11 protein-coding genes and 2 pseudogenes are annotated in these 13,810 nt (G+C 70.3%); 6 read left to right on the top strand and 7 right to left on the bottom strand.

All coding sequences use genetic code 11. The annotated features are described in order from the left end of the window. Nucleotides 1-99 precede the first annotated feature (99 nt). On the top strand, nt 100-1,092 hold the full coding sequence (locus AB0I71_RS27020; RefSeq protein ID WP_357589231.1) for a DUF817 domain-containing protein: 993 nt from the start codon (nt 100-102) through the stop codon (nt 1,090-1,092). Here the strand turns inward: AB0I71_RS27020 and AB0I71_RS27015 are convergent. Both AB0I71_RS27015 and AB0I71_RS27010 read right to left on the bottom strand, forming a co-directional pair. Next, nucleotides 1,061-1,183, bottom strand: coding sequence for a 50S ribosomal protein L36 (locus tag AB0I71_RS27015; protein ID WP_204008814.1), 123 nt, complete (start codon nt 1,181-1,183; stop codon nt 1,061-1,063). The two genes, AB0I71_RS27020 and AB0I71_RS27015, sit on opposite strands and share 32 nt — an antisense overlap. 79 nt (nt 1,184-1,262) lie before the next feature. Then, nucleotides 1,263-1,541 (bottom strand): annotated as a pseudogene (locus AB0I71_RS27010) (metalloregulator ArsR/SmtB family transcription factor); the annotation flags it as partial. On the opposite strand from AB0I71_RS27010, the pseudogene AB0I71_RS27005 reads away from it, so the two are divergent. Next, a pseudogene (locus AB0I71_RS27005) lies at nt 1,537-2,325 on the top strand (flavoprotein); the annotation flags it as partial. The pseudogenes AB0I71_RS27010 and AB0I71_RS27005 sit on opposite strands and share 5 nt — an antisense overlap. On the opposite strand, the gene AB0I71_RS27000 reads toward AB0I71_RS27005, so the two are convergent. Then, a complete protein-coding gene (locus AB0I71_RS27000) occupies nt 2,291-2,743 on the bottom strand; it encodes a hypothetical protein (protein ID WP_357589229.1) in 453 nt (150 codons plus the stop codon). The pseudogene AB0I71_RS27005 and the gene AB0I71_RS27000 sit on opposite strands and share 35 nt — an antisense overlap. Then, nucleotides 2,743-4,563, bottom strand: a complete 1,821-nt coding sequence (locus tag AB0I71_RS26995) for a carbon starvation protein A (protein ID WP_357589227.1) — start codon at nt 4,561-4,563, stop codon at nt 2,743-2,745. The genes AB0I71_RS27000 and AB0I71_RS26995 overlap by 1 nt, the downstream gene beginning before the upstream one ends. Before the next feature lie 111 nt (nt 4,564-4,674). Between AB0I71_RS26995 and AB0I71_RS26990 the strand changes: the two genes are divergently transcribed. After that, the gene (locus tag AB0I71_RS26990) at nt 4,675-5,457 is read left to right on the top strand and encodes a pyridoxamine 5'-phosphate oxidase family protein (RefSeq protein WP_357589225.1); all 783 of its coding nucleotides are present in this window, start codon (nt 4,675-4,677) and stop codon (nt 5,455-5,457) included. A 24-nt stretch (nt 5,458-5,481) separates the two neighbouring features. Here the strand turns inward: AB0I71_RS26990 and AB0I71_RS26985 are convergent, their stop codons facing one another. Together AB0I71_RS26985 and AB0I71_RS26980 are read right to left on the bottom strand one after the other, a co-directional pair. Next, on the bottom strand, nt 5,482-6,381 hold the full coding sequence (locus tag AB0I71_RS26985) for a redoxin (RefSeq protein WP_357589223.1): 900 nt from the start codon (nt 6,379-6,381) through the stop codon (nt 5,482-5,484). Then, complete coding sequence (locus AB0I71_RS26980; protein WP_357589221.1) at nt 6,378-7,103, bottom strand: DUF1223 domain-containing protein; 726 nt, start codon at nt 7,101-7,103, stop codon at nt 6,378-6,380. Before AB0I71_RS26980 ends, AB0I71_RS26985 begins: the two co-directional genes overlap by 4 nt. 397 nt (nt 7,104-7,500) lie before the next feature. Between AB0I71_RS26980 and AB0I71_RS26975 the strand changes: the two genes are divergently transcribed. The 3 genes from AB0I71_RS26975 to AB0I71_RS26965 all read left to right on the top strand — a co-directional run bounded on the left by AB0I71_RS26975 (nt 7,501) and on the right by AB0I71_RS26965 (nt 12,320). Then, complete coding sequence (locus tag AB0I71_RS26975; protein ID WP_357589219.1) at nt 7,501-8,568, top strand: lytic polysaccharide monooxygenase; 1,068 nt, start codon at nt 7,501-7,503, stop codon at nt 8,566-8,568. A 229-nt stretch (nt 8,569-8,797) separates the two neighbouring features. Beyond that, nucleotides 8,798-10,465 (top strand): right-handed parallel beta-helix repeat-containing protein, encoded by a 1,668-nt coding sequence (locus AB0I71_RS26970; RefSeq protein ID WP_357589217.1) that lies wholly within the window; start codon nt 8,798-8,800, stop codon nt 10,463-10,465. 70 nt (nt 10,466-10,535) lie between these two features. Then, nucleotides 10,536-12,320 (top strand): N-acetylglutaminylglutamine amidotransferase, encoded by a 1,785-nt coding sequence (locus tag AB0I71_RS26965; RefSeq protein ID WP_357589215.1) that lies wholly within the window; start codon nt 10,536-10,538, stop codon nt 12,318-12,320. Nucleotides 12,321-12,337: 17 nt separating this feature from the next. Here AB0I71_RS26965 and AB0I71_RS26960 read toward each other — a convergent pair whose 3' ends face one another. Then, on the bottom strand, nt 12,338-13,483 hold the full coding sequence (locus AB0I71_RS26960) for a glutamate--cysteine ligase (protein ID WP_357589213.1): 1,146 nt from the start codon (nt 13,481-13,483) through the stop codon (nt 12,338-12,340). Nucleotides 13,484-13,810: the final 327 nt, after the last annotated feature.

Here is a 13,810-nt window from a genome sequence, read left to right as displayed (position 1 = left end):
CCGCTTCGGCGCTGAACGGCGAGGTCGGCGCGGTGCCGGCCGACTCTTCGCGCCGGCGGGTGCGGACTCCGCCGCGCAGCGGGCACTAACCTCGGGGCGATGCAGCACACCCCCGACGGACGGGCCACCCTCACCACTGCCGAACGCGCGATCGATGCCCGCTTCCGCGCGGGGCTGGCTCGGTTGCCGCGTCACGGTCCGGCCGGTTGGCTCACCGAGTTCGTGGTCTTCGGGCTCAAGCAGGCCTGGGCGTGTGTGTTCGGTGCCGCCATGTTGGCGATCATCTGCGCGGCGCACCTCTGGTACCCGGACGACGCCACCGTCGCCCGCAACGACGTCCTCACCGTCGCGGCCGTCGCCATTCAGGTCGCCATGGTGGCCGGGCGTCTGGAGACCCTGCGCGAGCTACGGGTGATCGTCCTGTTCCACCTCGTCGGCACGGTCATGGAGCTGTTCAAGACCCACATCGGCTCGTGGACGTACGAGCCCGACGGCGTGCTCCGGCTCGGCGGGGTGCCCCTGTTCAGCGGCTTCATGTACGCCGCGGTCGGCTCGTACCTGGTGCGGGTGAACCGGCTCTTCGACCTGCGCTTCAGGCGGTATCCGCGGCGCTGGTTGACGGCCCTGGTGGCGACCGCGATCTATCTCAACTTCTTCGCCAACCACTACCTGCCGGACGTGCGCTGGCTGCTCATCGCGGTTGTCGCGCTCGTGTTCGGCCGCTGTGTCATGCACTTCCGCATATTCCGGGCCCGATGGCGCATGCCGCTGCTGCTGGCCTTCGTCCTCGTCGCCTTCTTCATCTGGCTCGCGGAGAACATCGCCACCTGGTCGAACGCGTGGCTCTATCCGAGCCAGCTGGACGGTTGGCACCCGGTGTCACTGACGAAGCTGGCGTCGTGGTTTCTCCTGATGATCATTTCGGTGGTGCTTGTCACCTGGATCTCACCGCCGCAGCCACCCGATGACGACCGGCAGCCACCCCGGGACACCGACGGGACCGCGCCCGGCGCGGTGCCGGTGGGCCAGCGGGAGCGGCGCCGATCGTCTCTTGACCAGTTCAGCCCTGGCGGCTCTTCCACTGCGGGTTGACCCGGTTCACCACGACCACCCGGCCGCGTCGGCGCACCACTGTCGAACCCGGCTTCCGCTTCAGCGACCGGAGGGAACTGCGTACCTTCATGTCCGTTTCTCCTCGGCTCGGGCCTCACCTCGTACGCAGGAGAAAACGTCGACGTCCGAGGTGGGATTCCCCGCCCGATCTACCGGTCGGCGGGAAGCGTCGGCTCGACCGCCAGCAGGGCGGCGAGTTGCCGCAGAACCTGGGGTCGAGCCCGGTAGCAGACCCAGGTTCCACGTCGTTCGGAGTCGACAAGACCCGCCTCTCGCAGCGTCCGCAGGTGATGCGAGATCGTCGGCCCGGTCAGGTCGAAGGCCGGAGTCAGGTCGCAGACGGACACCTCCCCACCCTCGGCGGAGGCGGTCATCGACATCAGTTGCAGCCGAACCGGATCGCCGAGTGCCTTGAACGCCGGCGCCAACACCCTGCTCTCGCTCGCCGAACTCGCCGCCATCGCACCCGGCACCGAGGTCACGTGGGCCATCCGATCGCTGTCACCGACGCGTACCTACGGTGGCGGCGACGCGGACGCGCTACCCGCTCGCGGCGCACTCGGCTCCCGGCTGCGCGCGCACGTCGACGCCGGCCGCATCCGCCTGCTCACCGGATTCTCCGTCCACGCGATCAACCCCGCCGACGGCCGGGTCGCGGTGATCGTCCGACGCCCCGACGGCGCCCAGGAGCAGGTCACGGTGGACCGGATCGTCGCCGCCACCGGTTTCCGGCCCGACCACACGATCGCCGCCGAGCTGCGCCTGGATCTCGATCCGATCATGGGTGCCACCCGCGCCCCCGCTCCGCTGATCGACCCCAACGAGCACTCCTGCGGCACCGTCCCTCCGCACGGCGTCGACGAGCTCGCCCACCCGGAACCCGGCTGCTACGCCGTCGGCATGAAGAGCTACGGCCGCGCGCCCACCTTCCTCATGGCCACCGGCTACGAGCAGGTCCGCTCCGTCGTCGCCGCTCTCGCCGGCGACTGGCAGGCCGCCCGCGACGTCCAGATCGACCTGCCCGAGACCGGCGTCTGCAACAGCAACCCCGCCGACTCGGTCGCCGGTGACGACTGCTGCGGCCCGGTGCCCGAGCCGGCCGGCAAGGGCCTTGCCACCGGCATCAGCGGCGGTCTGCTCACCGCACCGTTGAACCTGGTCAGCACCGACGGGCCGGCTACCGACCGGACCGGTGGCTGTTGCGGCGGCTGAGGGCGGCCGACGAGTCGAGCGCCCGGCGGACGATGTGCAGGGCCTGCTCCGCCGGGGGTAGGCGGGACTCGCTCACCACCCGGCCGTCCACGATGATCGCCGCGTACCCGGTACCCCGGACCAGGTCTCGCAGCAGGGCGCGCCAGGGCCGCCGGTGCCGGCGACCGTCGCGCACGATCGCCGGCAACAGGAACAGCGTGTTACGTGGGTCGACGATCTCCACTGCGATCTCGGCGGGCAGACCGGCGCGTACCACCTGGTAGACCTCGCCCAACGGGCGCTGGTCGGCCCGTTGCCGGGCCAGCGCCGGATCCTCGTGCCGGCCCTCGACGCAGATGCCGGCCGCGCCGGTGCAGCAGCCGGAGCCGGCCCCGGTGGCGTCCCACGGTCGGATCAGCAGGACCCGGTGCCGGGCCATCAGCGGCGATCGTCGGTGGCGCCGGCACCGGCTGCTGACTCGGCACCGACCGCCTGCTGCGACTTGTCGACCGGCTCGGGTCCGGTGGCACCCGCACCGCTGCTGTCCGGGCCTGGCCCGGCGTCCGCGTCCGGCTCGACGGACTGGCCACTGGCGCGCCGCAGCGCGAGCACCGCCTCCACGATCAGCCAGAGCGCGAGGACGAAGATGATGGCGTCCAGCGGTGCCAGCACCCACTCGTCGGCCGCCACGAACTCGCGCAACTGCACGATCAGTGCCCAGGTCGTCATCACCAGCAGGAAGACCAGCGGCACGATGACCGCGACCGGGTTGCGCCGACGGCGCAGCACCCAGACCGCGATGACAGCCAGGGCGAGCCCGGCGGTGAGCTGGTTGGTGGTGCCGAAGAGGCGCCACAGCACCCCGAAGGTGTAGCCGGCGTCCCCGCCGCCCGGCAGCAGGGCGAGCGTGAGCGGTGCGGCGATCGCCAGCAGCCCGGCCAGAGTCAGGTGACGGGACAGCCGCCGCCACCCGACCAACTCGGCGATCTCCTGCACGATGTAGCGCTGCAACCGGACGCCGGTGTCCATCGTGGTGGCCGCGAACGAGATCACCACCACCGCCGCGAAGACGGTCGCGAGCTGGAACTCGATGCCGAGGTTCGTGGCGAAGCTGGCGATGCCGTTGACGAAGTTGCGGGTGGCTCCGCCTGACGCTTCGGCGTAGCTGGCGTACAGCCCCTCCCACTCGGCGCGCGTGGCGGCGACCCCGGCCGTGACCGCGATGATCGACCCGAGGGCGAGGCTGCCCTCGCCGATCGCCCCGGCGTAGCCGACGTACCTGGCGTCGGTCTCCTTGTCGAGCTGTTTGGAGGTGGTGCCGGAGGCCACCAGCGAGTGGAACCCGGATATCGCCCCACAGGCGACCGTGATGAACAGGAACGGGAAGATGCTCGGTGAACCGGCCGGTACGTCGTTGAACATCGGCGCCACGATCCGGTCCATCCCGACCAGCACCCCGGCGAAGATCACCGCGATGGCGATGAACAGCTGGTGGGAGTTGATGTAGTCGCGCGGCTGCAACAGCAACCAGACCGGCAGGCGCGAGGCGATGAACGCGTAGACGAAGAGGATGATCACCCACAGGTCACGCGTCCGCTCGAAGCCCAGCGTGTCGGCCAACCCGGTGATCTCGATGGGGTAGAGGTTGCCCACCCAGATCAGGAAGTAGAGCGCGGCCACGCCGATGAGCGACGGCACCAGCGCCGCGCTGCGGGTGCGGTAGATGTACTGACCGATCGCGATGGCGAGGGGAATCTCCACGAAGATCGGGATGACCGCGCCCGGATACGCGACGAGCAGGTTGCCGATCACCACCGCGAAGACCGCGTTCACAAGTGTGAGCAGGAAGAAGATGATCAGCAGAAACAACGTACGGGCCCGTTTGCTGATCACGTCCGCGGCAAGAGTGCCGATGTTGCGCGCCCGGTGTCGTACCGAGACCGCGAGCGCCCCGAAGTCGTGCACGCCGGCCGCGAAGATGGTGCCGAACACCACCCAGGCCAACGCCGGGCCCCACCCCCAGAACACCGCGATCGCCGGGCCGACGATCGGGGCGGCTCCGGCGATCGAGGTGAAGTGGTGGCCGAAGAGCACATGCTTGTTGGTGGGGACGAAGTCGACTCCGTCGGCGAACCGGTGCGCCGGGGTGACGTAGGCGGGGTCCAACCCGTACACCCGGTCGGCGAGGTAACGCGAGTAGTACCGGTAGCCGAGGGCGAACATCGCCATGACCGCGATGACGACGACGATGGCGGGCACACGGCTGCCTCCTTGCAGCCCACCTGGGCGGGCGCTCGTGTGCAGATCCCGAAACCTGCCGGTAATGTAACGGGGATCACAATCCGAGGTCAACCGAACGGCTCTGAACACATGGACGTGGATACGGATGTTCGCCGCGCGATCCAGGCTGCCACCGTTGGCGAGTTGGCCTGGCTCGACCGGGACGGCCGACCACAGGCCCGGCCGGTCACGCCGCTGCTGCTCGGCGACCGGCCCGCAGTCGCGTTCCCGTACGCCGAGGTCGGCCTGGCCCGCAGGCTGGCCACCGCTCCGGTCGCGGCGCTTGTCGTCTCCGACGACCGGCTCACCGGGCGTGGCTGGCGGCCGGTCGCGGTGACCGGCCGGCCCCGGCTGACCGAGGATCGCGACGGCGCGCTGTTCGCGGAGCGGTTGCTCGACCAGGAACTGCGCAAGTACCCGCCGGCCCGGGCGCTTATCGACTCACCACTGCTACGCCGGGAGCACTGGTGGTACCTGCCCCGACTGATCGTGGCGCTGGACGTCGCCTCGGCGACCACCGTCGGTGTCCGCGTCGGCGGGGTCGGCGAGGTGCTGGCGGTCGCCCGCGACGACAAGCACCTGCACGTGGACTCGGTGGCCCGGCCCGACCGCGAGGCGACCGAGGCGGTCCGGGTGCGCAGCCTCGCGGGACGGCTGCCGGCCAACGGCCCGGCGGTGCTGCTGGGGCACGACTTCTCCGCCCCCGACCTCGAACGGTGGACCCCGTGGACGACCCGGGGCGAGGTGACCGACGGCATCCTGGCCGTGACGGCGGCACCTGCGCGCACCGCCCTCGCGCCGCCGCTCGGGTTGTGGCGACGGCTGACCCGTCAGCGACGGCTCGCCCGGGCATGCCAGGACGGGCTCAACTGAGCCGTGCGGTAGCTCAGGGACGCCCTACGGGCCGAACGTGAAGACGTACGCCCGCAACCCCGGCTGGTCGCTCGTCAGGGTCAGCAGGTGGTCGATCCGGGACGCCCCGGCGACGAGCCGGACCATGCGCGCCCGGTCGATTCGTGCCACCGCGTCCGCGCCGACGTCCGCACCACGCTCGTCGCCGATCGGGCTTCCGTCGAGCAGCACCCGCAGGGCGGCCGGCCCGGCCGGTCCGGGGTCGACGACGAGGTTCACCTCGCCGGCGTTGAACGGTAGGGCGAGTTCGCCGCCACCGCTGCCCAGTTCGACGTACTCGCCGCTGGCGGTCCACTCGCCGGCCAGGACGAAGGTGCCCGGCACTCCCCGGTCGGTGCCCAGGTACGTCTCGGGTGTCACGCCGACGTAGGAGGGCTCCCCGGCGACGGCGAAGGCCGTGACCTCCCGACTGGCCGGCGGCAGCTCGACGCCCGGCGTCCAGATCGTCAGCAGTCGCCGGATCTCCGACTCCACCTGTTCGTAGTCGCCCTCGCCGACCCACCGGTCGATGAGTCGCCCGTCCGCGTCGAAGAGGTACTTCGCCGGCCAGGCGTCGTTGCGCAGCGCCCGCCAGAACGTGTAGTCGTTGTCGATCGCGACGGGGTGGGTGAGCTGATGATCGCGGACCGCCTGATCGATGTTGCCCGGTTCCCTGCCGAAAACGAACTCGGGCACGTGCACCCCGATGACGGTCAGGCCCAGGTCCGCGTAGTCGCGGTGCCACGCCCTGACGAACGGCGCGGTGCGTATCCAGTTGATGCAGGTGTACTCCCAGATGTCCACCAGGACCACCCGACCGCGCAGCAGGTCAGGGGTCAGCGGCGGCGAGTTCACCCAACGATCGACGGTGATGGGTGGGAGCTGCATCGTCAGGTTCGTCGTCATGACGCCACCGGGACGGCGGCAGCGCCGACGATGGCTCGGTGGCCGTCATTCTGTACGTACCCGATCACCATGGCGCGGCGAGGATCGAGAGTTGCCGGCACCGAAAGCTCGACCTGGCCGAGATCCCCGTTGATCCTCTCTGACGTGAAGGCGCGGACCACGGCGTCCTGGCGCAGCCGCCGCCCGGCGTTCTCACCTCGGGGGACGTCGTTCTCCAGACCGCGCTCCACGACCGCCATGTTGATCGTTCCGAGCGCCGGTACCCGGTCGACCTGGTAGTCCACCGTGAGCCGGTGCGTCTCGTCGCCGTCCGTCTCGGTCACCGACAGGGTCAGCGGTGTGATCGCCGCCGTCGCCAGAGCGGACTCGATCGCCGCGGACGCCTGCCGGCGGTCGGAGCCGACGAAGTCGGTCGTACCGTTGACGATCATCTGCGGGGTGTACAGGCCGCCGGAACCGAAGGCCCGGGCGTAGTCCTCCTGCCGCCGGGTGTGCGCCCCGTCGGCGTACGGGTCGGCCCACCCGAGGTGATCCCAGTAGTCGACGTGGAAGCCCAGCGCGTACACGGGTCGACCCCGTTCCCGAGCGCTCTGGTCGATCTCGGACAGCACCTCTTCGGCGGGAGGACAACTGTTGCATCCCTGGGAGGTGAACATCTCCACGACGGCGAAGCCGCCGTCGGTCCGGTCGCTGCTCGACCTGCTGGGCGAGGTGTCCGTCACGGCCAATCCTCCTCGGCGGTCCGGCTGACGGTGACCGCCTTCCCATTACGCCCGCGACCACGCCCGCCGGTCGAGACGAAGCGGCAGGCTGATCTCCTGATCACGCTTCGGCGGTGAGGACCGGTTGGCTACCCGCTGCGGTCCTTGCGCCTCCTGCACCGTAAGTCCGTATCCGCACCTCAACCGGCACGGGCCCGACAGCCCCCGACCCCTTCCGGAAAAGATTCACAGGGGTGGATACGATGGGTACCATCGCGGTTGGGAGCCGCCAAGCCGTGGCAGACAGCGCAGTCACCTGCCTGCCTGTCTTGAGATCGTCATGTCGATCGACGCATTCCTCCCGGGACTGGGCATCCCGGCGAGTGACACCGGCGTCGGCGGATCAACTGGAGCATCAATGAAACTCGCACGAACAGCACGTCGCCTGGGAGTCGGCGCGGCCTCCGTGCTCGTCGCCGCGTTCACCATGGTCGTGATCAACCAGCCCGGCCCGGCCTCGGCGCACGGGTCGGTCACGAACCCGCCGTCCCGCAACTACGGCTGCTGGGAGCGCTGGGGTGGCGACCACCTCAACCCCGCCATGGCGCAGAGCGACCCGATGTGCTGGCAGGCCTTCCAGGCCAACCCGAACACCATGTGGAACTGGAACGGCCTGTTCCGCGAGAACGTCGGCGGCAACCACCAGGCCGTCATCCCGGACGGGCAGCTGTGCAGCGGCGGCCGTACCCAGGGCGGGCTGTACGCCTCGCTCGACACGGTCGGCGCCTGGACCGCCAAGCCGATGCCCAACAACTTCACCCTGACGCTCACCGACGGTGCCCGGCACGGTGCCGACTACATGCTCATCTACATCACCAAGCAGGGCTTCGACCCGACCACACAGCCCCTCACCTGGAACAGCCTGGAGCTGGTGCTCCGCACCGGCGCGTACCCCACCACCGGGCTCTACGAGGCTCAGGTCAACGCGGGCAACCGCACCGGCCGACACGTCGTCTACACGATCTGGCAGGCGTCCCACCTGGACCAGCCGTACTACATCTGCAGCGACGTGACCTTCGGCGGGGGCAGCAACCCGCCGCCCACCACTCCGCCGCCGACCACCCCACCGCCCACCACGCCCCCGCCGACCACCCCGCCGCCCACCACTCCGCCGCCGGCCGGTAACGGTGCCTGCACCGCCACCTACCGCAAGACCAGTGAATGGCCCGGTGGCTTCGGCGGCGAGGTCACCGTCCGCGCCGGCAACACCGCCATCTCCGGTTGGACGGTGAGCTGGACCTGGCCCAACGGCCAGAGCATCACCAACTCCTGGAACGCGTCGATCACGACGAGCGGGTCCTCGGTCACCGCCTCGAACGTCGGCCACAACGGCTCCTTGAGCGCCAACAGCAGCGCCACCTTCGGATTCAACGGTTCCTGGAACGGCACCAACGGCACACCAACCCTTTCCTGCACCTCCCGGTAACAGCCTTCGTGCAGGGGGTGGCGCCCATCAGCGCCACCCCCTGCACGCTGCGGGTCCACGGCCGTCGGGTCCGATCCGTCTGACGGGGGACCTGTCGCTCCCCTTCGGCGATCCGTCCTCGCCGGGGACATCGGCCACGTACCGTCGAGGCAGGCCGGCCGTCCCACGACGCCCGATGGTCAGGGACGGAGGACCAGTCGACCTGCCGTCACGGGGAGGGTGATGTCCTGTGTCAGGTCAGCTGACCGTCACCGCCTCGGGTGTCCGGCCGTACGCCGTGGCCGGATCACCGTTGCTCTGCGACGCCCGGGAACACGGCCTGACCGGGGACGGCACGACCAACGACCAGCCGGCGCTCGCCGCGCTCGTGGATCGGCTCGGTGACGCGTTCGCCGCCGACGGACGGGCACGAGTGATCTACTGCCCGCCCGGGGTGTACGCAATCCGCGACGCCGGCACCGTCTGGCGTAGCGGGGTGTCGCTGTTGGGCGCGGGGCCGGGCGCCACGCGGTTCGTCCTGAGCAACGAGGGCAACCGGTCACAGGCGGTGCCGCTGGCCTTCTACACCGCCCATCAACACGGGGCAGGCCCGGACCGGCCGCTGGCGTACTGCACCTTCGCCGACTTCGAGATCGACGGTTCAGGCGTCGCGTCGGCCCAGTACAACCCGCTGGCCAAAGGGCTCGGGTTGCAGTACGTGAGCGGTGGCCTGTTCCGGAACCTCTTCATTCACCACACCGCCGCCACCGGCTTCGGCTGCGACTTCCTCCAGGACACCCTGATCGAGGCGGTCCGGGTGCTGGAATGCGGCCGGCTGGACAACGGCCTGGAGATGGGCGGGGCCGGCATCGGTGTCGGCATCGGCGGGTGGGGGCCGATGGAACGCCTGACCATCACCAACTGTGTCGCGGTCGGCAACGCGACAAACGGCATCTTTCTGGAGATGCAGTACCCAGACCGACCCCAGCCACGGGGCATGAGGATCGCCGGCTGCCACGCCGAGAGCAACCGGTTCGGCATCTCCGACTGGGGTGCCGACGGGCTCATCGTCACCGGGTGCACGATGACCGGAAACCTGGAGGCCGGCTTCCAGGTGTCGGCGAAGGGCACCACAGGCGTGCCCGGCAAGGGCGGCCTGCTCACCGACTGTGTCATCGACGGCAATCTCCGCGACGGAGTGAACATCGGCAACACCGCCGGCCCCTACACGGTGCGGGGTAACCGGATCACCGGGAACGGTCGGCACGGCTACCACCACCAGGATCTCGGTGACGGCGGCGGGGCCGCAGCCGAAGAGATCGTCATCGAGAGCAACGACATCTGGGGCAACAGCCGCGACGGTATCCGGTTCGACCGTCCGCTGCGTGACGCCGTGATCATCAACAACCGGATCCGCAACAACGGACGCCAGTGCGCCCCTGCCGCCTCCGGGAGCGGCGAGTCCGTGCGCTACACCCGGAACACCCTCACCGACCAGGGCGCGGACTGGCCAGCCGACGGTCACCGCGGCAAGGTGCTCCGCGTCGGTGGCCGGTACGCCGTGGTCGCCGCCAACGACGCCACCACCCTCACCCTCGCCCCGATCCGGCCCGACGACGCCAGTAGTTGGAGCGCCGACACGCCGCTGCCCGGCACACCGTACGAGTTGCCGGCAGCCCCTGCCGCCCGGGCCGGCATCACCATCAACGCCACCGCCGACGCTGTCACGATCCGCGGCAACCTGATCCGCGACAGCGGCTCGGCCACCCAGACCCACGGGATCTGGGTCACCGATCGCGGCAGCTGCGTCGACTGCCGCGTACTCGACAACGACCTGGACGGCAACCACACCGCCATCCGCACGGACGTCCCCGCCGACGGTGGTCGTTGGAGCGGCAATGACGGCCACCCGTCGTAGGAGGTACCGGTCGGGTGCCACGGCGTGGCGCCCGGACAGACATGGGGGCGAGGCATGACATCGGAACGTGATGTGCGGCATCAGCGGTGAAGCGAGGTTCGACGGCAGTACGCCCGACGCCGACGCGGTGACCCGGATGACCGAAGCGATGCGGTCCCGGGGACCGGACGGCGAGGGCCTGTGGAGCGATGGCTGGGTGACCCTCGGGCATCGTCGGTTGACAGTCATCGACCTGTCCGACGCGGGTGGCCAGCCCATGGTGCGCGAGGATCTCGGCCTCGCGCTGGTCTTCAACGGCTGCGTCTACAACTACCCGGAGCTGCGCGAAGAGCTACGCGACGCCGGGCACACCTTCCACTCGACAAGTGACACCGAAGTGATCCTGGTGGCGTACGCACAGTGGGGTGAAGATTTCGTCGACCACCTGGTCGGCATGTTCGCCGTGGGCCTGATCGACCGTGCCCGACGTCGGCTCGTACTGGCCCGGGACCGACTCGGCGTCAAGCCCCTCTACCTCGCCGAGACGCCGGGCCGGCTGCGGTTCGCCTCGACGCTACCGGCGCTGCTCAAGGCGGGCGACGTGGACACCAGCGTCGACCCGGTGGCGCTGCATCACTATCTGTCGTGGCACTCGATCGTGCCCGCACCCCGCACCATCCTGCGCGGTGTCCGGAAGCTGCCGCCGGCGACCGTGCGGGTGGTCGAGGCCGACGGGCGCAGCCGCGAACGGGTCTACTGGCGCCCCGGCTACGTCCGGGATCCCGCCCACGCGGGCTGGAACGACCGGGACTGGCGAGCCGCGATCGGTGACGCCCTGCGCACCGCGGTGCGACGACGGCTCGTCGCCGACGTGCCGGTAGGGGTGCTGCTCTCCGGCGGGCTCGACTCGAGCCTCATCGTGGCACTGCTGGCCGAGGCCGGGCAGCAGCACCTACGCACCTTCAGCATCGGCTTCGACAGCCGGCACGGCGAGGCCGGCGACGAGTTTCACTACTCGGATCTGGTCGCCCGCGCGTACGACACCGATCATGTCCGCATCCAGCTATCCAACGACGACCTGGTACCCGCCGTACGCCGGACGATCGAGGCCATGACCGAGCCGATGGGCAGCCACGACGTGGTCGCCTTCCACCTGCTCTCCGAGCAGGTCGCGGCACATGTCAAGGTGGCGCAGTCCGGGCAGGGCGCCGACGAGGTGTTCGCCGGGTACGGCTACCACCAGCCCCTGACCCGGGTGCCCCGCGCCGACGCGGCGCAGACCTTCACCGACGCCTTCTTCGACCGGGACCACGCCGAGCTGACCCGGGTGGTGGGTCCGGCTCACGCCGTCGACGTCGACGCCAGCCGGGACCTCGTCGTCGCGGAGCTGAACGCCCCGGGCGCGGAGACCGCTCTGGACGCGGTGCTGCGCCTGGACACCCACCTGATGCTTCCCGACGACCCGGTCAAACGGGTGGACAGCATGAGCATGGCGTGGGGGTTGGAGGTGCGTACGCCCTTCCTCGACCAGGACCTGGTCGCTCTCGCCGCAGCCTGTCCGCCGCAGCACAAGGTCGCCCACGGCGGCAAGGGTGTGCTCAAGGAGGTCGCCCGCGAGGTGCTGCCCGCCGAGGTGATCGACCGGCCGAAGGGCTACTTTCCGGTGCCGGCGCTGCGCAACGTCGACGGTCCGGTCCGCGACCTCGTCGTGGCGGCGTTGCGGGCGCCGGCCGCGCGCGAGCGGGAACTGTTCCGGCAGGCGTACGTGGACGCGCTGCTCGCCGATCCCGAACAGGCACAGGCCGCCGCGGGCAGCAACAAGTTGTGGCAGCTGGGCCTGCTGGAACTCTGGCTACAGACCCACGGCATCCGCTGAGGGTGCCGGCTGCGGTTTCAGCCTGCGGTGGTCTCGGCGGCGAGGTGGTCGAGGACCGCGCGAACGTCTCCACCGGTGCGCGCGATGACCCGCCGCTGCCGGGCCGCACCGGTGCCGTCCCGGCGCAGCCGGGCCAGCTGTTCCAGGACGTACGACAGGTCCCCGTGTCGGACCAGCGCGGGTGCCACAGTGGTGAACAGCTCCTCCACCAGGTCCCACGCCGGGCGGGCACCGCCACCGCACAGGTCGATCAGCCGGCCGTCCAGCCCCTCATGGGCCGCCCGCCAGTGCGCCGCCGCGAGCAGGCAACTACGCAGGCGGGGTGCCGGAACGCCGGCACGCACCTGGTCGACCATGGTGGCGACCAGCGCCCGCACCAGGGCCGCCACCAGCACCGTGTCGTCCACCCCCGGGCAGACGTCCCCCACCCGGATCTCCACGGTGGGATAGCTGGCCGAGGGCCGGGCGTACCAGTAGACCATCGCCGCGTCGAGCATGATCCCCGCGTCGACGAGTTCCGCCACCGTCGCGTCGTACTCGGCGACGGAGGTGAAGTACGGGGTGGGACCGATGCTCGGCCAACGCTCCAGTTGCATCGAACGCCAGCTGGCGTGGCCGGTGTCCGCGCCGTCGTGCAGCGGTGAGTTGGTGGTGAGCGCCTGCACCACCGGCAACCACGGCCGCAGGTGATTGCTGACCTGCACCGCCAGTTCCCGGTTCGGCAGACCAACGTGCACGTGGCAGCCGCAGACGGCTGGATCGTGTGCGACCGGACCGAACCGGCGGGACATGGCGTGGTAGCGAGGCTCATCCGGCACTGTCCGGTGCGACTCGTGAACCGGGGTGGCTCCCACCGCGACCAGCTGCGCTCCCGCCGACCGCGCCGCTTCCGCGGCGGCACGCCGCAGCCTGACCAGGTGTGCCCGTAGGTCGGCCAGGTCGGCACAGACGGGGGTGACCATCTCCACCATGCTGTGCCGGAACTCCTGCCGGCTCTGCTCGCGGGCCGCACCATGCAGGGCGGTCAGCACCCGGTCGGCGACCGGCAGGCTCTCTCCCGTTTCCGGGTCCAGCAGCAGAAACTCCTCCTCCACCCCGATGGTCAGCCGCGCCGGCGCGTCCACGGCACTCACGGGCGGTGCGGTGGACGGGTGGTTCGTCATCGTCGGCATCCCCTCCTGCCGGCGACGGTCACCGCCGCCACACGGGCGGACTTCCCCGTGGCGGCTCCGGCAAACGGCGCCCGACAACGACCGGACGGGCTCGGTCTGATACCGAGCCCGTCCGTTCCAGCTCCACCCGATCCGATCGCGGGGTCTGCCGGACCTCATCCGATTCGGTGAGCGCCCTCAACCGCGAACGTCAGGCACACGTCGAGCCAGATCTGTGTCGTGTCGTCAGCGTTGCAGGGTGAGCAGTCCGGGACGGTAGGGCAGCAGGCCGTAGTCGCCACCGGAGTTGGGGGAACGTCCCTGGTAGAGCAGTTGCAG

Source organism: Micromonospora sp. NPDC049891, from assembly GCF_040660295.1.
Taxonomy (GTDB): Bacteria; Actinomycetota; Actinomycetes; order Mycobacteriales; family Micromonosporaceae; genus Micromonospora.
The sequence above is the reverse complement of the archived record's forward strand: the minus strand, read 5'-3'. Positions and strand labels throughout refer to the sequence as shown.

Bases quoted from the DNA above. Each gene is read 5' to 3' on its own strand.
- AB0I71_RS27020 (WP_357589231.1), top strand. From the start codon at position 100: ATGCAGCACACCCCCGACGGACGGGCCACCCTCACCACTGCCGAACGC.
- AB0I71_RS27015 (WP_204008814.1), bottom strand. From the start codon at position 1,183: ATGAAGGTACGCAGTTCCCTCCGGTCGCTGAAGCGGAAGCCGGGTTCG.
- AB0I71_RS27000 (WP_357589229.1), bottom strand. From the start codon at position 2,743: ATGGCCCGGCACCGGGTCCTGCTGATCCGACCGTGGGACGCCACCGGG.
- AB0I71_RS26990 (WP_357589225.1), top strand. From the start codon at position 4,675: ATGGACGTGGATACGGATGTTCGCCGCGCGATCCAGGCTGCCACCGTT.
- AB0I71_RS26985 (WP_357589223.1), bottom strand. From the start codon at position 6,381: ATGACGACGAACCTGACGATGCAGCTCCCACCCATCACCGTCGATCGT.
- AB0I71_RS26975 (WP_357589219.1), top strand. From the start codon at position 7,501: ATGAAACTCGCACGAACAGCACGTCGCCTGGGAGTCGGCGCGGCCTCC.
- AB0I71_RS26965 (WP_357589215.1), top strand. From the start codon at position 10,536: ATGTGCGGCATCAGCGGTGAAGCGAGGTTCGACGGCAGTACGCCCGAC.
- AB0I71_RS26960 (WP_357589213.1), bottom strand. From the start codon at position 13,483: ATGACGAACCACCCGTCCACCGCACCGCCCGTGAGTGCCGTGGACGCG.